The following is a 20,371-nucleotide window of genomic DNA, read 5'->3' as shown; positions in this document are numbered from 1 at the left end:
CGCGAGGGGGCGGGCGCCCGCCCCCTCAGCCGCCGCTCTTGACGCGGACCTTGACCGTCCTGCTGTGGCGGTAGCCGTAGACGAAGTAGATGACGACGCCGACGATCATCCAGATCAGGAACCTCAGCCACGTCTGCACCGGCAGGTTGAGCATGAGGTAGAGGCAGGCCAGCACCGACAGGACCGGCAGCACCGGGACGAACGGCGCGCGGAACGCCCTCGGCAGGTCGGGCCGGGTGCGCCGGAGAATGACCACCCCGATCGAGACCACCACGAACGCGAAGAGCGTGCCGATGTTCACCAGTTCGGCCAGCTCGCCGAACGACACGAACCCGGCCAGCGCCATCGTCACCACGCCGATGATGATCGTGAGCCGGGCCGGCGTGCCGAATTGGGGGTGGACCTTGGCCAGCGGGCGCGGCAGCAGCCCGTCGCGGCACATCGCGAAGAGCACCCGGGTCTGGCCGAGCAGCAGCACGAGCACCACGGTGGTCAGGCCGGCGATGGCGCCGACGCTGATGATGGTGGCCAGCCAGCCGTAGCCGACCGAGGTGAACGCGTCGGACAGCGGCGCCGAGGTGCTGAGCCGGTCGTAGCGCTGCATACCGACCACGACGAGCGAGACGGCCACGTACAGGGCCGTGCAGATGGCCAGTGAGCCGAGGATGCCGCGCGGCACGTCGCGCTGCGGGTGGATGGTCTCCTCCGCGGCGGTGGCCACGATGTCGAAGCCGATGAACGCGAAGAACACGATCGCCGCGGCGGAGAAGACGCCCAGCACGCCGAAGGCGACCGGCGTGACGCCGAACAGCACCTGGATCAGCGGCGCCTTCAGCCCCTCCACCCGCGGCGTGGACACCGCCTCGGGGATGAACGGCGTGTAGTTGGCCCCCTTGACGAAGAACAGCCCGGCCACGATCACCAGCAGCACGACCGTGATCTTCGTGATCACCAGGATGAGGTTGACCCGCGAGGAGACCTTGATCCCGATCACCAGGATCACGGTGAGGAGGAGGACGATGAGGATGGCGGGCACGTTCACCACGGGGTTCTCGCCCGCGATCGAGGCGGGCAGATGGATGCCGATCGACGCCAGCATCGAGGCGAAGTAGCCCGACCAGCCGACCGCCACCACGGCCGCGGCCAGCGCCAGCTCCAGGGTCAGGTCCCAGCCGATCACCCAGGCGGGGAACTCGCCCAGGGTGGCGAAGGCGAAGGTGTAGGCCGAGCCGGCGACCGGGATCGTGGAGGCGAACTCGGCGTAGCACAGGGCCGCCAGGCCGCAGACGATGCCCGCGACGACGAACGAGAGCGCCACCGCCGGGCCTGCCACCTCCTTGGCGACCTGTCCCGTGAGCACGAAGATCCCGGTGCCGACGATCACCCCGATGCCGAAGACCGTCAGGTCGGTGGCCGTCAGGCGTTTGCGCAGCTGATGCTCCGGATCCTCGGTGTCACGGATCGACTGCTCGACACTCTTCGTGCGAAAGATGTCCACGCCCGGTGATCCTTCCCACGCCCTGAGTGATCATGCGTGGTCGGGATCCAGTCTCACCTTCCGGATAGGAGCGCGACGCGGCGGTGGTCGCCATGCCGGGGATCACCGCCGCGCCGCGCCGGGTGCTCAGTGGCGGGCGGGCACCTCGTGGGAGGTCCGCTTCGCGACCGCCTCGGTGATCTGCCGGGCGAGGTCCTGCGCGGTCAGGCCGATCCTGGCGAGGATCGCGGCCCGCTTGGCGTGGTCGAGGAACTCCTGCGGGATGCCGTACGTGCGCACCGGCACGTCGACGTCGGCGTCGCGCAGCAGCCGGGCCACGGCGTCGCCCACGGCGCCCACGCGGCCGTTGTCCTCGACGACGGCCACCAGCTTGTGGGCGCTCGCTGCCAGCACGAGCGCCTCGTCGAGCGGCTTGACCCAGCGGGGGTCGACCACGGTGGCCCCGATCCCCTGGGCGTCGAGCAGGACCGCGGCGTCCATGCAGAGCTGCGCCATCGGGCCCACGCCGACCAGCAGCACGTCGGGGTCGCCCTTGGGGGCGCGCAGCAGGTCCATCTCGCCCAGCTTGCCCACCGGCTCGACCGGCTCGGCGACCGGGCCCTTGGGGAAGCGCAGCACGGTCGGGCCGTCGGTGACCTCGACGGCCTCGCGCAGCAGCTCGGTCAGCCGGTCGCCGTCACGCGGCACCGCGACCCGCAGCCCGGGGACGACCTGGAGGATCGACAGGTCCCACATGCCGTTGTGGCTGGCGCCGTCGTCACCCGTGACGCCCGCGCGGTCGAGCACCACCGTGACGGGCAGCCGGTGCAGCGCGACGTCCATGAGGAGCTGGTCGAAGGCCCGGTTGAGGAACGTGGCGTAGACGGCCACGACCGGGTGCATGCCGCCGAGGGCGAGGCCGGCGGCGCTGGTCAGCGCGTGCTGCTCGGCGATGCCGACGTCGTAGATGCGCTCGGGGTAGGCGTCGGCGAAGGCGTTGAGGCCCGTCGGGTGGAGCATGGCCGCGGTGATCGCGACGAGGTCCTCGCGCTCCTTGCCGAGCCGGACGAGCTCCTCGCTGAAGACGTTGGTCCAGATGCGCGGCTTGGGCTTCTCCGCGCCGGTGGCCCGGTCGAAGGCGCCGGGCGAGTGGAACTGGTCCTCGTCGTGATTCTCCGCCGGCGTGTAGCCGCGGCCCTTCTGGGTGAGAGCGTGGACGATGACGGGGCCGCGGAAGTCGCGCGCCTTGCGCAGCGCCGCCTCCATGGCCTGCTCGTCGTGGCCGTCGATGGGGCCGACGTATTTGAGCCCGAGGTCCTCGAACATCACCTGCGGGGCCAGGACGTCCTTGACGCCCTTCTTGAAGCCGTGCAGGGCGTCGTAGAGCACGGGAACGTTCCCCAACTTGTCCTTGACGTAGTCGAGGAAGTCCTCATACCTGCGGTTGACCCGCAGGTTGGACAGGTGGGAGGCCAGGCCGCCGATCGTGGGCGAGTAGGAGCGGCCGTTGTCGTTGACCACGATCACGAGCCGGAGGTCCTTGCCGGCGGCGATGTTGTTGAGCGCCTCCCAGGCCATGCCGCCGGTCAGCGCGCCGTCGCCGATCACCGCCACGACCGTGCGGTCCTGCTCGCCGCGCAGCTTGAACGCCTTGGCCAGGCCGTCGGCGTAGGACAGCGCGGTCGAGGCGTGGGAGTTTTCCACGAAGTCGTGCTCCGACTCGGCCTGGCTCGGGTAGCCCGACAGACCGCCCTCCTGCTTGAGGGCCTCGAAGCCGGAGGCCCGTCCGGTGAGGACCTTATGCACGTACGACTGGTGGCCGGTGTCCCAGACGACGGGGTCGTTCGGGGAGTCGAAGACCCGGTGGATGGCGATGGTGAGCTCGACCACCCCCAGGTTGGGGCCCAGATGGCCGCCGAACCTGGCGCACGAGTCGACCAGCAGGTCGCGGATCTCCCCCGCAAGCCGCGGCAGCTCCTCGACAGTGAGCCGTTTGACGTCGTGCGGTCCCTCTATCGAGCCCAGCAACCCGCTCACGGATCCGACTCCCCTCTGCTCTTGTGCGCCGTTGACCCGAGTCTAGTTCGCTCCCGCCTCACTGACTCCATCGAGTCAAATCCACCCACATATGTCTGATCTTGGGATAGTTTTTCGGAACATATGAACTCTGCCCCCAAAAGCAAACTCGCGGCGCTGGCGGTCGCCATGGTGGCGCTTGCCCTGGTGGCGGCCGGTTTGGTGCTCGTGCTGGCCGGCGTGGCCACCCCCTCGTCGGAGTCGCTGAACGGGGCGGCCCAGCAGCTCTCCTCCCCGCCGGCCAAGGGCTCCAGCGAGTCGAAGAAGGGGCCCTCGATCGGCCAGGCGCTGGCGATGGCGAACCCGCTGTACCGGACCGGGCGCCTGGCCGACGTCAACTGCGCGCCCGGCGACCTGCCGGCCGGGAGCATGACCGCGTACCGGCGCTTCCTGACCCGCGTGACCAACTGCCTCAACAAGGCGTGGGCCGCCCAGTTCCGCAAGGCCGGGCTGCCCTTCGCCAAGCCGCGGCTGCGCATCATCACCACCAAGGTCAGGACCCCCTGCGGCACCTGGAACACCGGCGCCGACGGCGTCTACTGCTCCACGGACCGCACGATGTACCTGATGATCAGCAGGGACCAGCTGCGCAACCCGTTCCCGCTGGGCATCACCCGCCTGATCGCCCACGAGTACGGGCACCACGTCCAGCAGATCTCCGGCATCTGGAACTACTACTGGACCGCCAGGAATGTCGCGGGCAAGGCGAAGCGGCTGCAACTCTCGCGCAATTCGGAACTGCAGGCGGAGTGCTTCTCGTCGGTGTTCATGAGCACGATGAAGGGAACGGAACTGGTCACCGACGCCGACTGGGCGTACACGGTCGACTGGTTCAGGAAGAACGGCGCCAAGGGCTGGCCCCAGAACGACCACGGCAAGGGCCCGACGCAGGCGGCCTGGATGACGCGGGGCTTCAACCGCGGCGGTCCGGGCGCGTGCAACACCTGGTCCGCCACGGCCCGCAACACGCTTTAATCTTCCTTTACCTGGAACTCCCTATTCAATAGGGTGCCTTCTCATGCGTATCACCCGATTGGCGCTTATGGCAGGCACCATGGCGAGCCTGCTCTTCGCCGGAACGGCCCACGCGGCCACCGCTGCGCCGGCATACAAGCCTGTACTGGCGAAAAGCCCGATCTACAAGACGGGCAAGCTCGGCTTCGACTCGTGCCCGGAGCCCAAGGTGCAGTCCGGCACCCTGGATGAGGTCAAGGGCTACCTGGAGGTCGTGCTCGACTGCCTCAACGCCGCCTGGGAGCCGAAGGTCAAGAAGGCCGGCTTCACATTCACCAAGCCCACCATGCAGGTGATCACCAAGCCCGGCGCACAGACCGGGTGCGGCAAATTCCCCGAGGGCGGCGTGCAGGCGCTCTACTGCTCGACCAACAAGAAGATCACCTATTTCGCCAGCTCCAACCTGGTCGAGGAGCAGAACGACCTGATGCTGATGCTGGTCCTGGCCCATGAGTACGGCCACCACATCCAGCAGACGACGGGCATGTTCAAGGCCCTGACGCCGTACAACCGCAAGAACGAGGCCCGGGTGCTCGACGAGAGCCGCCGGCTCGAACTGCAGGCGGAGTGCCTGTCCGGCGTGTTCACCGGCAGCGTCTGGCACTCGCTGGGCCGCCAGGAGTCCGACTTCACCTACTGGGTCAGGAACGGCGGCACCGGCCTCGACCTGTCCGCCCTCGGCGTGAAGGTCGACAACTGGGGCGAGAAGACGCACGGCAACGCCAAGAACACCGGCGCCTGGCTCAAGCGCGGCTTCGACACCGAGTCGGCCGGCGGCTGCAACACCTGGAAGGCTCCGAAGTCCCAAGTGTCGTAAATCTCCTCTAAGATCCGCGATCGTGCGCATATCCCTCTTAGCGGGCATGGTCGCGGGTCTACTGCTCTTCTCCGGGCATTTTTCTGGGCCGGCCTGGGCGGCGTCGCGTATCGCGCAGGCCGGCCTTCTGGGAGAGATGGGCGGGGACGTGGTCGCGCAGACCTGCGAGGTCCCGGAGATCCGTCCGGGCAGCGTCGCCTCGCTCAAGACGTTCTACCGGGCGATGGCCGGATGCGCCGACCGCTTCTGGGCCGGGCGGTTCGCGCAGGCCCGGCTGCCGTACGCGCCGCCCGAGGTCACGATCACGACGGGGAGCGACTCCGTCTGCGGGGAGATCACCAGCAACGGCGCGCAGTACTGCCCCGAGCAGCGCACGATCGCCATCCGCATCATGAAGCACGACCTGCGCGACCCCTTCAGGATGAACATCGCGCACTCCGTCGCCCACGAGTGGGGACACCACGTGCAGCAGCTCATCGGGGTGCTGGACGCGCAGAACGCGCTGTCCTGGCAGGCGTCCGGCAGCGCGCGGACCCTGCTGAGCCACCGGCTGGAGATGCAGGCCGAGTGCTTCGCCGGCGTCCTGTACAGCGCCACGCTGAAGTCGATCAGGCCGGGGATCGAGTGGGACGACTGGATCGACGCGGTGCGCAGGGCCGACGAGAGCGAGATCCACGGCAAGCCCCGCAACCTCGCCTTCTGGCAGGAGCGCGGCTACCGCGGCGGGGCCACGGGCTTCTGCAACACCTGGACGGCCGCCAAGTCGAAGGTCGGCTGACGACGGTCTAGGCGGTGGCGCGGGCGAGGACCTCCAGAGGGTCGGCGAGGACGTTGGCGAAGGCCAGCTCGGCCGCGCCCACCAGCGGGGCGGCGTCCTTGAGCGACGCCGTGCGCAGCCGCAGCCGCTCCCGTTGCGGCGCCATCGCGTGCAGCGCGAGCTGGGAACGCACCCGCGCGGCGGACCCCAGGTAGATCTCCCGGAGGATGCCCCCGAAGATGACCATCTCGGGGTTGAAGATGTTGACCAGGTTGGCCACGCCGAGGCCGAGCCAGTCGCCGACCTTCTTGAGCGCGTCCTGCGCCTCGATGTCGCCCCGGTCGGCGGCCTCCACCACGGCACGCACCGCGTCGCGTCCGTGCTGCCCGGGGCCGATGCGGCCCGCGGCCTCCAGCAGCGCCCGCTCCCCCACCTCCGCCTCCAGGCACCCGTGGGATCCGCAGCCGCAGGCGCGCCCGCCGGGGTTGACGACCATGTGGCCGACCTCGCCGCCGTAGCCGTCGTGGCCGCCGAGCAGATGGCCGCCCGCGATGATGCCGCCGCCGATGCCCACGTCGCCGTGCAGGTAGATGAGGTCCCTGACGGCGGCGCCGACGCCCCGGCTGTGCTCGGCGAGGGCGGCCAGGTTGGCGTCGTTGCCCACGCTGACCGGCAGCCCGAGGCCGAGCCGGCGGCCCAGCTCCTCGCCGAACGGGATCTCCTCGGCCAGCAGGTTGGGCGAGAACCGCACCACGCCGTCGGCCTTGCGCACGCCGCCGGACACGGCCGCCGCCGCGCCCACGCAGACGGTGTCGTCCCTGGTCTTGCGCCGCATCTGCCGGGCGAAACCGGACAGCACTCCGGTCAGCTCGTCCAGCTCGAACTTGCCGCGCTCGCGGGTCGTCTCACGGCGGTCGAGGATCACCCCGCCCAGCCCCACGCGGGCCACCGCCAGCCGGTCGGGGCCCACGTCGAACGCGAACACGTAGACCCGGGCCGACTCCGGCCGCACCACGAGCGAGGGCCGTCCCGCGCGGCCCGTCTCGCGGGGCAGCTCCTCGCGCACCAGCCCGGCCGCGGTGAGGTCCGAGGTCAGCGCCATGATCGTGCTGCGGTTGAGCCCCATCCTCGAGGTCAGCTCGGCGCGCGAGATCGGCCCGCCCAGATGGACATGGCGAAGCAGCGCGCCGAGATTGTGGCGCCTGATGTCCTCTTGGGAAGGGCCGGCACGCATCGTCTGGTATTCCTTCGGGGGCTGAGAGTCGCTGATCACCTTAGACCAGCGGCCGACGCCCGCTTGCGGGCCAGGGCGTCGACGCCCGCGGCGAGCAGCAGGACGGACCCCGTGACCAGGTACTTCACACTGGCCCCATACCCCATCAGACCCATGCCGTTCTCGATGACCGCCACCACGGCGCCGCCGAGCACGGCGTCCAGCACCCTGCCCTTGCCGCCGAACAGGCTCGTGCCGCCGATGACCGCCGCGCCGACCGCGTACAGCAGGACGGAGCTGCCGCCCGTGTTCGGGTCGACCGAGCTGGCCCTGGACGCGGCCACGATCCCGCCGATCGCGGCCATCGAGGAGCAGATCACGAACGCGCTGATCCTGATCCGGTCGACCGGGATGCCGGCCCGGCGCGCGGCCTCGGTGTTGCCGCCGACCGCGTAGATGTGGCGTCCGAACGCGGTACGGCGCAGCACCATCGTCCACGCGACCAGCAGCACCAGGATGATCGGCACCACGATCGGCACGCCGGTGAGCGAGACCAGCGCCGGGTTGCGGCTGCGCTCAAGGTTGAGCACGTAGACCGCGAGCCCGGCCAGCACCGCCAGCGCGCCCACGCGGGCGGCGATCAGCGACATCGGGTCGGCCACCAGCCCGCGCTTGGTGCGCTTCCTGGCCCGCAGGAGCTGGACGGCGGCGTAGACCGCCACGCTGGCCGCGTAGAGCACCCAGCCCAGCCAGGGCGGCAGGTTCTTGTTGGCGATGGCGACGATCATGCTGTCGCGGATGGAGATGTTCGTGCCCTCCTGGACCAGCACCAGGACCAGGCCCTGGAAGGCGAGGAAGGCGGCCAGCGTGACCACGAACGACGGGATCCCGACCTTGGCGACGAGCGTGCCGAGCACCGTGCCGATGATCACGCCGGTGACGATGGCGGCCAGCGCGCACACGTACCAGGGCAGGCCCAGGCTGGTGAGCGTGACGGCCAGCACCGCCGCGCACACGCCGCTGGCGAAGCCGGCGGACAGGTCGATCTCGCCGAGCAGCAGCACGAACACCAGGCCCATCGCGATCAGCGTGATCGCGGCGCCCTGGGTGAAGAGGTTGGCGAAGTTGATCGAGGTGACGAAGGCGGGGCGGGCGACGGCGAAGACCGTGCAGAGCACGACCAGCCCCAGCACGGCGGGCAGCGCGCCCATGTCGCCGCCGCGTACCCGCTCGACGTAGGCGAGGAAGCTGTTGCCGATCGACGGCGACTGCGTCGCGGCGGCGATGGCCTCGCCCGGAAGTTCTTTGACCTTGCTCATGGGGTGACCCCGTTCTTGAGGCCGAGTTCCCCGCTGCGGCCTGAGGTGATCAGTTCGACGACCTGGGCGTGCGTCAAGTCGGCGGTCTTGACCTGGGCGGCCATCCTGCCGAGGTAGAGCGCCGCGATCCGGTCGGAGACGGCGAAGACGTCGTTCATGTTGTGCGAGATGAGCACGACGGCCAGGCCGGTGTCGGCCAGCCTGCGCACCAGTTCCAGCACCTGCGCGGTCTGGGCCACGCCCAGCGCCGCGGTCGGCTCGTCGAGGATGACGACCTTGCTGTTCCACAGCACGGCCTTGGCGATGGCCACGGTCTGCCGCTGCCCGCCGGACAGGCTGGAGACCTGCTGCCGGATGGACTTCACCGTGCGTACGGACAGGCCGCTGAGGGTCTTCTCGGCCAGTTCCTCCATGCTGTCCTCGTCGAGCAGGAGCCCGTTCTTGCGCTCCCTGCCGAGGAACATGTTCTGGACGATGTCGAGGTTGTCACACAGGGCCAGGTCCTGGTACACGATCTCGATCCCGAGCTCGCCCGCGTCGCGAGGGCTGTGGACGTGCACCTGCCTGCCGTCGAACAGGATCTCGCCGGCGTCGATCGGATAGATGCCGCCGATGCACTTGACCAGGGTCGACTTGCCCGCGCCGTTGTCTCCGACCAGGGCCGTCACCTCGCCGGCGTACGCCTCGAACTCGACCTTGTGCAGCACCTTCACCGGGCCGAAGCTCTTGTCGATCCCGCGCACTTCAAGGAGGGGGGTCATGGGGCTCCCTAAAAGGGGGCACGACCGGTCCGGCCGCGCCCCCTTTGGTCTTATTGAATACCTGCCTCGGTGCACTTCTTGGCGAAGTCACCCGTGCACAGTTCCTCCTTGGTCACGTAACCGTCGGCCACCACGTCCTTGACGTTGTCGAGGTAGATGGCCTGCGGCTCGAGCAGTTCGGAGGGGACGTCCTGACCGCTCTCGGGGTCCTTGACGCTGCCGCTCGCCGTGGGCTTCTCACCCTTGGCCAGCGCCACCGCGAGCTTGGCCGCCGCGTCGGCCTCCTTCTTGACGGCCTTGTAGACGGTCATGCACTGGTCACCCGCGAGGATGTTCTGCAGGCCCTGGACGGTGGCGTCCTGGCCGGTGACCGGCACCTTGCCGTTGAGGTTCTGCTTCTTCAGCACGGTGATGGCGGCGTTGCCGAGGCCGTCGTTGGCGGCCAGCACGCCGGCGATCTTCGGCTGCTGGGTGAGCATCTGCTCGAAGATCGTGCCGGCCTGGGTGTTGTCCCAGTCGGGCACGGCCTGGTCGGGGCCCTTGACGTAGTCGCCGGAGTCGAACTTGGGCTTGAGCACCCCGTCGTACCCCTGCTTGAACAGGGTGGCGTTGTTGTCCGTCGGCGAGCCGTTCAGGTAGGCCACAATGGGCTTGCTGGCCTTCTTGTCGGTCAGGCACTTGCTCAGGCCCTCGCCCTGCAGGGTGCCGACCTTGGTGTTGTCGAAGCTGACGTAGTAGGCGGCGCCGCCGCCGAGCGTCAGCCGGTCGTAGTCGATCGTGGCCACGCCCTGGGACTTGGCCTTTTCGATGACCGCCTTGCCGCTGCCGCTGTCCAGGTTCACGATCATCAGGACGGTGGCGCCGTTGGTGATCATCTGGTCGGCGATGGTCTGGAACGCCGTCTTGTCGTTCTGTGCGTTCTGGATGTCGTACTGGACACCGGCGGCCTTGAACGCCTCTTCGAGGTATTTGCGGTCCGCCGTCTCCCACCGGGCCGAGGACTTGCTGTCCGGCAGGATGACGCCGATCTTCCCGGCCTTTGCCGCTGAGGCCGTGGCCGACGCGGTCGACGAGGTCGACGTCGTGTTCTGACTGCTGTTGCCCCCGCAGGCGGTGAGACCGAGGGCGAGCGTGGCTGCCGCGGCGGTCAGGCTGAGGATCCCCTTGCGCATGGTGCAGGGTCCTTTCTTCCGGAGGCGCCCGGATGAATGTTGTTTGCGGCAACGTATTCCGGGATGGCCTGCTTTGGAAGACCCTGTGGGCCGGGAGTTTGTTGTTTCGGGTAACAATCCAGAAACGTCACCGGAATCTTCGGGGGCTCCGGTCCTGCGACTGAGCGCTTCAGTCGGCCAGTTCGCGCCGTTCTGCCCACCGGCGGGCGTTGCAGGATCGGCGGCCATCGAAGGGGCGGTCCCGCCGGGTCTCGGGACTGGGCCGGGCCGGGTGGGATGTCCGGCCCGGCCCCGGACGGGTCAGCTTCGGCCGAGCATTTCAGCGGTGAGGATATTGCCGCCCAGGCCCCAGCCGCCGTCCGGAACCTCCTCCAGGAGGACCAGGGTGGTGGCGCGGGCTCGTTCTCCGTAGACGTCGGCGTAGGCGTCGGTGACGGCGTCGATGAGCTTCTTCTTGGACTCGGGGGTCAGGGTGTCGGCAGGCACCTTGAGGTTGGCGAACGGCATGCCGGTTTCCTTTCGTGGCGGGAATTCAGGGGGTTGGTAGAACGCGGCACGGAGGCGGTGGGCGGCGGCCGTCAGACGATCCCGCCGTTCGCGCGTACGACCTGGCCGTTGATCCAGTGCCCCGCCGGGCTCGCCAGGAAGGCGACGACCTCGGCGATGTCCTCGGGGGTGCCGAGCCGCTCCAGCGGCGGCTGCTTGGCGAGCCGTTCGACGGTGGCCTCGTCCTTGCCGTCGAGGAACAGTTCGGTGGCGGTCGGGCCGGGCGCGACCGCGTTGACCGTGATGTCCCGCCCTCGCAACTCGCGGGCGAGCACGAGCGTCATCGCCTCGACGGCCCCCTTGCTGGCGGCGTACGCCCCGTAGTTCGGGAACTGCAGACCGACCACGGAGGTGGAAAGGGTGACGATCGCGCCACCGGCGCGCACGCGACGCGCGGCCTCCCGCGCCATGACGAAGGCGCCGCGAATGTTGGTGCGATGCAGGGCGTCCAGGTCGTCGAGGTCGAGTTCGGCGATGGGGGACAGCGACAGCCGCCCCGCCGAGTTGACGACCACGTCGACCCCGCCGAAGGCCTTCTCCACCGTGTCGAACATCGCCGCGACGGCGTGCTCGTCCGCCACGTCGGCCTGAACCGGGATCGCCCGGCCGCCGGACGCCGTGATCTTCTCGACCACCTGCGCCGCGGCGGAGGCCGACCCTTGGAACCCCACCGCGACCGCGCAGCCTCGCGCCGCCAACGCCATCGCGATCGCCTTGCCTATCCCGCGAGAGCCGCCGGCGACGACGGCAACATGCTGATCACTCACGGAAGCTCCTTATCTTCGATACGGCTTTTCCATATCGATGCTACGGAGTGACCATAGCACAGATCCGTATCACCGCTATCGAATGGCAGTAGCATTGATTCCATGGCAGCGACAGACCCGCTTCGCACGGCGATGATCGAAGCCGCGGTGCGGCAACTGGCGACGTCCGCGAACCACGAGATCGCCACGCGCGCGGTCTGCGAGGCGGTCGGCGTGAGCCAGCCCGTGCTCTACCGGTTGTTCGGTGACAAGCACGGGCTTCTCGACGCCGTCGCCGACCACGGGTACGAGCGGTACGCCGCGATCAAGGCCGCTCAGGAGCAGACGCACGACCCGGTCGCCGATCTGCACGCCGGCTGGGACGGTCACATGGCGTTCGCGAAGGAGAACCCGGCCCTCTACCAGCTCATGTTCACTCCCCGGCCGTGGTCCCACTCAACGGCGCGAGATCGCGTGATGGACCTGCTGGTGGCGGCGCTCACCCGGTGCGCGGCGGCGGGCGCGTTGACGGTCGCGCCGCGGACCGCCGCTCAGCTCATCCTGTCGGCGAACGTCGGGACCGCCCTCGACCACATCTCCAGACCGGCTCTGTTCGACGACCCCGCGCCGTCCCACCGCATGCGAGACGCCGTATTTTCGTACGTACTCACCGCAACGACCGCTCACAACGACGCCGACCCCGTGCGCGCCGCCGCCCTACGCCTTCACGCGCAACTCGATCTCGTCGGGACCGAGGCCCTCGAACCGGCCGAGACCGCCCTCCTGCGGCGATGGCTCGAACGCATCACGCAACCTCATGACCCATGAGTTGCGCCGGTACGTCCCGCCGCTCAGATCGATTCGGGCGGAGGCTCGTCGGCTCTGGGTGAGCCGCCTCGTGCCGCTCGGCTACCTCTACGCGGCGAACTCACTCGTCGGACTCACGCTGGTCAGCGCGCTGTTCTGCAAGCCGTCGCTGCCGGCGATGGCCGCCTTCACCGTCGTGGTCGTACGCCGGGCCGTGCGGCAGGAGCCGTACGCCACCGGCGCCGCACCGGACCACCAAGTGGTGGCCGCCACGTCCGAAGGCCGCCCGGCACCCCGTCGAAAGGACCCGTCATGACCTCCTCGATGCTCAAGCCGGCCGATGTGATGTGGGCCGGCCGGCGCGAGCCGGCCTCCATGACGGAACCCACCGTGACCGACGCCGAGGAGGTCGCCGACGGGTGCTGATGGTCACCCACCACCGGGGCGAGACCGACGACCACGTGGTCGGCCGGCTTCCCCGGCCTGCCATCTCGCCCAGCTCGCCGGCGACGCCGCCCGGAGGACAGGGCCGTCCACACCGCCCGCGCCGAGGTCTACGCGCTCCGCGCCGCCCAGGAGCGCGGCACCATGTCGATCGGCATCTTCCGCTGGGCCGAGGCCGAATCTCGGGACGTCCTGACCGGCCCCGATGCCATCACATAGCTCGCTCGCGAGGCGGCCTGCGAGCTGAGTCACACCCGCCATCCACCGCTCGCAGCCTCACGGTCTCAGGCGAGCTGCGCGATCACGTTCTGCGCGAGCAGCGCCAAGGCGGAGGCGGCGGCCACCACGAGCACGGCCACCCGCACCTTGCCGCCGTCGAGATACCTCCGCAGCGGCCCCGACACCAGGAAGCCGAGCACCATCGGCACGATCAGGATCGCCCCCGTCGTCAGCGCCCGGGCCGGGAGCTCGTCCACGACGGCGAGGATGACCAGCGACTGGGCGGCGCTCAGGAAGAAGAACATCGCCAGCGTCGCCCTGATCTGCGGCCCCTTGGCGTGCTGGTACACCAGCCCCATGGGCGGCCCGCCGATGCCGGTCGCCGTTCCGGTGATCCCGGAGACGAACCCGGCGGAGGCGAGCGTCACCCCGTTGCGCGGCACGCTCAGCGCCCTGGCCGTCAGGGCCACCGCGACGAGCACCATGACCGCGACGAAGACGCCTCTGGCGTATACGGAAACGTAGACCACGATGACCGCGCCGATGACACTCCCGGGCAGCCTCCCCAGCACCGCGAACCCGAGCCCGCGCCAGTCCACCGTCCGCCATTCGGCGGCCAGCGTGAACAGCGGGAGCGTCACGTTGACGACCTGGATGGCGCCGGGCATGAGGTCGGGGTCGAGCATGGTGAGCACGGGAGCGGCGACCAGTCCGAGACCGAAACCCACACCACCTTGGACAATCGCCCCAACGAAGACCGCCAAACCGCCAACAATCATCACCAATGCCGCATCAGTCATGGGCGAGAGTCAATCACCTTCACTCTCTGTCGCCGTTCCCCCTGCGGGAGTGACCGAGCTCGAGACGCTCCCGCCGATCGTTAAGCTGCCCTCCGTGCAGTCCCTCCCGCTCACGCGCGTCCTCGCCCTCGTCGCGGTCCTCGCGGCCGTCTGCGTGCCCGCTCAGATCGCCCACGCCGCCCCCGTCACCAGCCCGTTCGCCAAGAAGGCCGGGAAGCTGCGTGACACCGCCTGTCCCGAGACGGCGATCACGTACGGGGGGATCCCGCGGGCCCGGCAGTACCTCGCAGCAGTCGTGAAATGTCTGGACACGTCGTGGGGTGCTTACTTCGGGCGGGCCGGATGGGCGTTCGGCAAGCCCGTCGTGCGGTACTACGAGGAGCCCGAGAGCACCGTGTGCGGGGTGCCGTGGCCCGAGCAGGCGGCGGCCTTCTACTGCATGGAGCGCGGCACGCTGGTGTTCCCCCTCACCGGCCGGTGGATCGAGGACAGGACCGATCTCTATCCGTTCAAGGTGGCCGCCCACGAGTACGGGCACCACCTGCAGAGCCGGCTCGGCGTCTGGCGGCAGTACAAGGCGAAGCTCCCGGCCGACCGCCAGGGCGAGCTGAAGCGGCGCTTCGAACTGCAGGCCGACTGCCTGTCCGGGGTGTTCCTCGGCAGCGTGTGGGGGTCGCTGCGGCGCGGCAAGGACGACTGGGCGGCGCTGCTCGACGCCACCCGGGCCAGCGGCGACGAGGACGGCCACCGCAGCCACGGCAAGGGCGCCACCCGCGTCTACTGGCTCCAGCGCGGCTACCGCGCCGTCTCCCCCTCCGCCTGCGACACCTGGTCCGCGCCCGCCGCCAAGGTGTCCTGAGCCTTCAGGCGCAGCCCCATCCCGTCGAGGATCAGCTGCAGCCCGCCCTCGAACGACAGGTCGCCCTGCGGGTCGCCCACCTCCGCCAGGCCCGCCATGAGCCGCGGATAGGCCGCCTGGAACTCCTCCATGTCCGGCATGCCGCGCTCCTCGTCCGTACGCGTCCGGTCGGCCTGCTCCTCCAGCACGAAGCCGGCCACGTATCCGCTCACCGTGAACAGCCCCCGCGCCGCGTCCCCGGCGCCGAACCCCGCCGCCTCCAGCCCCGCCAGCGCCCGCTCCACCACGGCGAACAGCTCCGACGACGGCCGCGTGCCCGCCACCAGCTTGGCCCCGTCGCGATAGGAGTTGAGCATCGCCCGGTCGGCGTGCGCGTAGCCGGCGACCCACTCCCGCCACTTGCCCGGATCCGTCAGCGTGGGGCGGGACGTGTGCGCGGACATCATCGCCGCCGCCATCGCGTCCAGCAGTTCCTGCTTGTTCTTGAAGTGCCAGTAGAGGGCCGGGGCCTGCACGCCCAGCTCGCCCGCGAGCCGGCGCAGCGTCAGCCCGTCGAGCCCGACCTCGTCCAGGAGCCGTAGCGCGGTCGCGACGATGGTGCTTTTTTCGAGTGCCACGGTTGACAGCTTAACAACGTTCAATGCATCCTTAACGCTGTTAGATTTAACACCGTTAAGGGGGTCTTCATGATCCACGCGGAAGGATTGCGGAAGCGGTACGCGGCCACGGAAGCGCTCAAGGGCATCGACCTGGACGTCCCGGCCGGCACCGTCTGCGGCCTGCTGGGGCCGAACGGGGCGGGCAAGACCACCGCCGTACGCATCCTCGCCACGCTCCTGCGCCCCGACGCGGGCCACGCCGAGGTCGCCGGGCTGGACGTCGTGCGCGACGCGGCCCCGCTGCGCTTCCGCATCGGCCTGGCCGGGCAGCACGCGGCCGTCGACGAGTTGCTGACCGGGCGGCGCAACCTGGAGCTGTTCGGGCGGCTCTACCACCTGAGCAGGGCCGAGGCGCGCCGCAGGGCGGGCGAGCTGCTGGAGCGGTTCGAGCTGGCCGAGGCGGGACAGCGGCCGGTCAAGGAGTATTCGGGGGGCATGCGGCGCCGGCTCGACCTGGCGGCGAGCCTGATCGTGTCGCCGCCGGTGCTGTTCATGGACGAGCCGACCACCGGGCTCGACCCGCGCAGCCGGATGCAGCTCTGGGAGCTGATGCTCGACCTGGTGAAGGAGGGCACGACCCTGCTGCTGACCACGCAGTACCTGGACGAGGCCGACCGGCTCGCGGACCAGATCGTGGTGCTGAGGGAGGGCGTGGTGGCCGCGGCGGGGTCACCGGCCGAGCTGAAGAGGCAGATCGGCGGCGACCGGGTCCAGGTCGTCTTCCGGGAGCCGGGGGACGTGGACGCGGGGCTGCGGCTGCTGCGCGGCGCCGGATCCCCCGAGATCGAGAGCGCCGAGGGGCGGCAGGTGACCGTTCCCGCGGCCGACGGCGCGCAGTCGCTCGTCCGCATCGCCGGCGCGCTGGACGCGGCCGGCATCCCCGTGGAGGACCTGGCGCTGCGGCGGCCGACCCTCGACGAGGTCTTCCTCCACCTGACGGCCTGAGGAGCCGGAGAGATGTACCAGACGCTGCGCTGGACCCTGAACGACTCCCTCACCATCGCCGGCCGCACCTATTCGCGGCTGAAGGCCCAGCCGGCCGAGATCGCGGGATTCCTGGTGTTCCCCGTGATCATGACCGTGCTGTTCGGCTACGTCTTCGGCAGCGCGATCACCCTGCCGGGCGGCGGCGACTACCGCGACTACCTCATGCCCGGCATCTTCATGCAGGTCATGGCCATGACGGCCACCTCTGCCGCCACCACCGTGGCCGAGGACATGGCCCGCGGGATCACCGACAGGTTCCGCGCCCAGCCCATCGCCCGCAGCGCCGTGCTGGTCGGGCGGAGCGTGGCCGCCCTGTCGCTGCACCTGCTGTCGCTGTCCGCCATGGTGCTGACCGGAGTGCTGCTGGCCGGGTGGCGGGCGCACGGGAGCCTGGGGGCGACGGCGGGGGCGTTCGGGCTGCTGGCGCTGTTCGGGTTCGCGATGATCTGGATGGGCACGTACATCGGCCTGTGGGTCAAGAGCGGCGGGCAGGCGGACGCGGCCACGTTCGGCTGGCTGATGCCGATGACGTTCCTGGCCAACACGTTCGTCCCCACCGAGGGGCTGCCGGCCTGGCTCAAGCCCGTCACCGACTGGAACCCCATGAGCGCCGTCGCGGCCGCCACCCGCGGCCTGTTCGGCAACCCCACCTCGGTCTCCTCGGCCTGGCCGCTGCAGCACCCGGTGGCCGCGAGCCTGATCTGGTCGCTGGCGATCCTCGCGGTGTTCCTGCCGCTGTCCGTCCACCGCTACCGGACGATGTCCCGATGACGAAGAGCCGCCCGGCGGGGGTTGTCCCGCCGGGCGGCTCTTCTTTGTGTCGGGTGGTTCCCCCGATACGGGCGCGTGAGGATCACGCCCCACCCCCGGCTTCAACGAGCGGCCAAGGGATCCCGGCTCCCGCGCGGCTCATGACCGCGCGCGAACCCGGGAAGTCACTTCGCGAGCAACGAGCGAAGAACGTACTGCATGATCCCGCCGTGCCGGTAGTAGTCGGCCTCACCCGGCGTGTCGATGCGCACCACCGCGTCGAACTCCACCTCGCCGGCCCTGACGTGCACGGTGCTCGGGATGCCGCCGGAGTTGAGCTCCTCGACACCCGTGATGTCGAAGGTCTCCTCGCCGGTCAGCCCGAGCGACTCCGCCGTGGCGCCCTCGGGGAACTGCAGCGGGAGCACGCCCATGCCGATCAGGTTGGAGCGGTGGATGCGCTCGTACGACTCGGCGATGACCGCGCGCACGCCCAGCAGCGCCGTGCCCTTGGCCGCCCAGTCGCGCGAGGAGCCGGAGCCGTACTCCTTGCCCGCCAGCACCACCAGCGGCGTCTCGGCCGCGGCGTAGTTGACCGAGGCGTCGTAGATGAACGACACCGGCCCGTCGGGCTGGGTGAAGTCGCGGGTGTAGCCGCCCTCGGTGCCCGGCGCGATCTGGTTGCGCAGGCGGATGTTGGCGAACGTGCCCCGGATCATCACCTCGTGGTTGCCGCGCCGCGAGCCGTAGGAGTTGAAGTCCTTCACCTCGACCCCGTTGGCCTGCAGATATTGCGCGGCCGGGGTGCCGGTCTTGATGGAGCCGGCCGGCGAGATGTGGTCGGTGGTGACCGAGTCGCCGACCTTGACCAGCACGCGGGCGCCGGCGATGTCGGTGACGGGCTCCGGCTTCGACGGCATGCCGTCGAAGTAGGGGGCCTTGCGCACGTAGGTCGAGGACGGGTCCCACTCGAACGTGTCGCCGGTCGGGATCGGCAGCGAGCGCCAGTGGTCGTCGCCCTTGAACACGTCGGCGTAGTCGCGCTCGAACATGTCACGGCCGATGGAGGAGTTGACCACCGCGGAGATCTCCTCCGGCGACGGCCAGATGTCCCTCAGGTAGACGGGCTTGCCGTCGTTGCCCAGGCCCAGCGGCTCGGTGTCGAGGTCGACGTCCATGGTCCCGGCCAGCGCGTACGCCACCACGAGCGGCGGCGAGGCCAGGTAGTTCATCTTGACGTCGGGGTTGATGCGGCCCTCGAAGTTGCGGTTGCCCGACAGCACGGCCGTGACCGCGAGGTCGTTGGCCTGCACGGCCTCGGAGATCTCGGGCGGCAGCGGGCCCGAGTTTCCGATGCAGGTGGTGCAGCCGTAGCCGACGAGGTTGAAGCCGATCTTGTCGAGGTACGGCTGGAGCCCCGAGCGCTCGAAGTAGCCGGTGACGACCTGCGAGCCGGGGGCCAGCGAGGTCTTGACCCACGGCTTGCGGGTCAGGCCCTTCTCGACGGCGTTGCGGGCCAGCAGCGCCGCGCCGAGCATGACGAACGGGTTGGAGGTGTTGGTGCACGAGGTGATCGCGGCGATCGAGACGATGCCGTGGTCGATCTCGAACGAGGTGCCGTCGGCCAGCGTGACCGCCACCGGCTTGTGCGGCCGGCCGCCGTTGGCGCGGGCGTTGGAGGCGGGCGCGTCGGAGGCCGGGAAGGTCTCCTGGCCCGCCTCGTCGACACCGTCCTCGACGTAGTTCTGGACGTCGTGGCGCCAGGTGGCCTTGGCGGCCGACAGCGCGATGCGGTCCTGCGGGCGCTTGGGGCCGGCGATGGACGGCACGACGGTGCCGAGGTCGAGCTCGATGTACTCGGAGAAGACCGGCTCGGGCGCGGACGGGTCGAGCCAGAGGCCCTGGGTCTTGGCGTACGCCTCGACGAGCGCGATCTGCTCCTCGGAGCGGCCGGTCAGGCGCAGGTAGTCGACGGTCTGGCCGTCGATCGGGAAGATCGCGCAGGTGGAGCCGAACTCGGGGCTCATGTTGCCGATCGTGGCCCGGTCGGCCAGCGGCACGGACGAGACGCCCTCGCCGTAGAACTCCACGAACTTGCCGACGACGCCGTGCTTGCGCAGGATCTCGGTGATCGTGAGCACCAGGTCGGTGGCGGTGGCCCCGGCGGGCAGCTTGCCGTTGAGCTTGAAGCCGACCACGCGCGGGATGAGCATGGAGATCGGCTGGCCGAGCATCGCGGCCTCGGCCTCGATGCCGCCGACGCCCCAGCCCAGGACGCCGATGCCGTTCTCCATGGTGGTGTGGGAGTCGGTGCCGACGCAGGTGTCGGGGTAGGCCTTGCCGTCGCGGATCATCACCACGCGGGCCAGGTGCTCGATGTTGACCTGGTGGACGATGCCGGTGCCGGGCGGGACGACCTTGAACTCGTCGAAGGCCGTCTGGCCCCAGCGCAGGAACTGGTAGCGCTCGCGGTTGCGCTCGTACTCGCGCTCGACGTTGCGCTGGAAGGCGTCGGGGTGGCCGAAGAAGTCGACGATGACCGAGTGGTCGATGACCATCTCGGCCGGCGCGAGCGGGTTGATGCGGGCCGCGTCGCCGCCGAGGTCACGCACGGCCTCGCGCATGGTGGCCAGGTCGACCACGCAGGGGACGCCGGTGAAGTCCTGCATGATGACGCGCGCCGGCGTGAACTGGATCTCCACGCTCGGCGCCGCCTTCGGGTCCCAGCCACCCAGCGCCCGGATGTGGTCGGCGGTGATGTTCGCGCCGTCCTCGGTGCGGAGGAGGTTTTCCAGCAGGATCTTCAGGCTGTACGGGAGGCGTGCGGCGCCCTCGACGGCATCCAGCCGGAAAATCTCGTACGACGCGTCGCCGACGCGTAGCGTGTCACGGCTGCCGAAGCTGTTCGCGGACACGGTGATTCGCCTCCTCCATCAGACATTTTCCTC

Annotated in this window: 19 protein-coding genes; 8 read left to right on the top strand and 11 right to left on the bottom strand. The window is 69.7% G+C overall.

The window, feature by feature from the left end:
• Positions 1-25: 25 nt before the first annotated feature.
• Entirely contained in the window at positions 26-1,498 is a 1,473-nt protein-coding gene (locus ABZX61_RS14035; RefSeq protein WP_355194460.1) for an amino acid permease, read from the bottom strand.
• A 126-nt stretch (positions 1,499-1,624) separates the two neighbouring features.
• Complete coding sequence (gene dxs, locus ABZX61_RS14030) at positions 1,625-3,505, bottom strand: 1-deoxy-D-xylulose-5-phosphate synthase (RefSeq protein WP_350723235.1); 1,881 nt, start codon at positions 3,503-3,505, stop codon at positions 1,625-1,627.
• Between the two features lie 132 nt (positions 3,506-3,637).
• Here dxs and ABZX61_RS14025 point away from each other — a divergent pair, with 132 nt between their 5' ends.
• Genes ABZX61_RS14025 through ABZX61_RS14015 form a run of 3 tightly spaced genes read left to right on the top strand, consistent with a single transcriptional unit; the run spans position 3,638 to position 6,162 of the window.
• On the top strand, positions 3,638-4,528 hold the full coding sequence (locus tag ABZX61_RS14025; RefSeq protein ID WP_355194459.1) for a neutral zinc metallopeptidase: 891 nt from the start codon (positions 3,638-3,640) through the stop codon (positions 4,526-4,528).
• Positions 4,529-4,571: 43 nt separating this feature from the next.
• Complete coding sequence (locus ABZX61_RS14020) at positions 4,572-5,384, top strand: neutral zinc metallopeptidase (protein WP_350722787.1); 813 nt, start codon at positions 4,572-4,574, stop codon at positions 5,382-5,384.
• A 22-nt stretch (positions 5,385-5,406) separates the two neighbouring features.
• The gene (locus ABZX61_RS14015; protein WP_350722789.1) at positions 5,407-6,162 is read left to right on the top strand and encodes a neutral zinc metallopeptidase; all 756 of its coding nucleotides are present in this window, start codon (positions 5,407-5,409) and stop codon (positions 6,160-6,162) included.
• Between the two features lie 7 nt (positions 6,163-6,169).
• Here the strand turns inward: ABZX61_RS14015 and ABZX61_RS14010 are convergent, their stop codons facing one another.
• From ABZX61_RS14010 to ABZX61_RS13985, 6 genes are all read right to left on the bottom strand, one after another.
• Positions 6,170-7,375: an ROK family transcriptional regulator gene (locus ABZX61_RS14010; RefSeq protein ID WP_350722790.1), complete on the bottom strand. Its 1,206-nt coding sequence runs from the start codon at positions 7,373-7,375 to the stop codon at positions 6,170-6,172.
• Positions 7,376-7,410: 35 nt separating this feature from the next.
• Positions 7,411-8,673: an ABC transporter permease gene (locus tag ABZX61_RS14005; protein WP_350722792.1), complete on the bottom strand. Its 1,263-nt coding sequence runs from the start codon at positions 8,671-8,673 to the stop codon at positions 7,411-7,413.
• On the bottom strand, positions 8,670-9,434 hold the full coding sequence (locus tag ABZX61_RS14000) for an ATP-binding cassette domain-containing protein (protein WP_350722794.1): 765 nt from the start codon (positions 9,432-9,434) through the stop codon (positions 8,670-8,672). Before ABZX61_RS14000 ends, ABZX61_RS14005 begins: the two co-directional genes overlap by 4 nt.
• A gap of 50 nt (positions 9,435-9,484) precedes the next feature.
• Positions 9,485-10,606: a substrate-binding domain-containing protein gene (locus ABZX61_RS13995; RefSeq protein ID WP_355194455.1), complete on the bottom strand. Its 1,122-nt coding sequence runs from the start codon at positions 10,604-10,606 to the stop codon at positions 9,485-9,487.
• 300 nt (positions 10,607-10,906) lie between these two features.
• Complete coding sequence (locus tag ABZX61_RS13990) at positions 10,907-11,113, bottom strand: 4-oxalocrotonate tautomerase family protein (RefSeq protein WP_350722797.1); 207 nt, start codon at positions 11,111-11,113, stop codon at positions 10,907-10,909.
• 71 nt (positions 11,114-11,184) lie between these two features.
• On the bottom strand, positions 11,185-11,919 hold the full coding sequence (locus ABZX61_RS13985; protein WP_355194453.1) for an SDR family oxidoreductase: 735 nt from the start codon (positions 11,917-11,919) through the stop codon (positions 11,185-11,187).
• 102 nt (positions 11,920-12,021) lie between these two features.
• On the opposite strand from ABZX61_RS13985, the gene ABZX61_RS13980 reads away from it, so the two are divergent.
• Positions 12,022-12,726, top strand: coding sequence for a TetR/AcrR family transcriptional regulator (locus ABZX61_RS13980; protein WP_355194451.1), 705 nt, complete (start codon positions 12,022-12,024; stop codon positions 12,724-12,726).
• Positions 12,716-13,021: a hypothetical protein gene (locus ABZX61_RS13975; RefSeq protein WP_355194449.1), complete on the top strand. Its 306-nt coding sequence runs from the start codon at positions 12,716-12,718 to the stop codon at positions 13,019-13,021. The genes ABZX61_RS13980 and ABZX61_RS13975 overlap by 11 nt, the downstream gene beginning before the upstream one ends.
• A gap of 412 nt (positions 13,022-13,433) precedes the next feature.
• Here the strand turns inward: ABZX61_RS13975 and ABZX61_RS13970 are convergent, their stop codons facing one another.
• Positions 13,434-14,147 carry a sulfite exporter TauE/SafE family protein gene (locus ABZX61_RS13970; protein WP_355195173.1) on the bottom strand — a complete coding sequence of 238 codons (714 nt, stop codon included), beginning with the start codon at positions 14,145-14,147 and terminating at the stop codon, positions 13,434-13,436.
• A gap of 115 nt (positions 14,148-14,262) precedes the next feature.
• Here ABZX61_RS13970 and ABZX61_RS13965 point away from each other — a divergent pair, with 115 nt between their 5' ends.
• Positions 14,263-15,027, top strand: a complete 765-nt coding sequence (locus ABZX61_RS13965; RefSeq protein WP_355194447.1) for a neutral zinc metallopeptidase — start codon at positions 14,263-14,265, stop codon at positions 15,025-15,027.
• Here the strand turns inward: ABZX61_RS13965 and ABZX61_RS13960 are convergent.
• Entirely contained in the window at positions 14,964-15,644 is a 681-nt protein-coding gene (locus tag ABZX61_RS13960) for a TetR/AcrR family transcriptional regulator C-terminal domain-containing protein (protein WP_355194445.1), read from the bottom strand. The genes ABZX61_RS13965 and ABZX61_RS13960 overlap by 64 nt on opposite strands.
• Positions 15,645-15,713: 69 nt before the next feature.
• Here ABZX61_RS13960 and ABZX61_RS13955 point away from each other — a divergent pair, with 69 nt between their 5' ends.
• Entirely contained in the window at positions 15,714-16,631 is a 918-nt protein-coding gene (locus ABZX61_RS13955) for an ATP-binding cassette domain-containing protein (RefSeq protein WP_355194443.1), read from the top strand.
• Positions 16,632-16,643: 12 nt separating this feature from the next.
• The gene (locus tag ABZX61_RS13950; RefSeq protein ID WP_355194441.1) at positions 16,644-17,444 is read left to right on the top strand and encodes an ABC transporter permease; all 801 of its coding nucleotides are present in this window, start codon (positions 16,644-16,646) and stop codon (positions 17,442-17,444) included.
• Between the two features lie 164 nt (positions 17,445-17,608).
• Here ABZX61_RS13950 and acnA read toward each other — a convergent pair whose 3' ends face one another.
• Positions 17,609-20,338 carry an aconitate hydratase AcnA gene (gene acnA / locus ABZX61_RS13945; RefSeq protein ID WP_355194439.1) on the bottom strand — a complete coding sequence of 910 codons (2,730 nt, stop codon included), beginning with the start codon at positions 20,336-20,338 and terminating at the stop codon, positions 17,609-17,611.
• Positions 20,339-20,371 lie beyond the last annotated feature (33 nt).

This window comes from Nonomuraea sp. NPDC003709 (assembly GCF_040610775.1).
Taxonomy (GTDB): domain Bacteria; phylum Actinomycetota; class Actinomycetes; order Streptosporangiales; family Streptosporangiaceae; genus Nonomuraea; species Nonomuraea angiospora_A.
The sequence above is the reverse complement of the archived record's forward strand: the minus strand, read 5'-3'. Positions and strand labels throughout refer to the sequence as shown.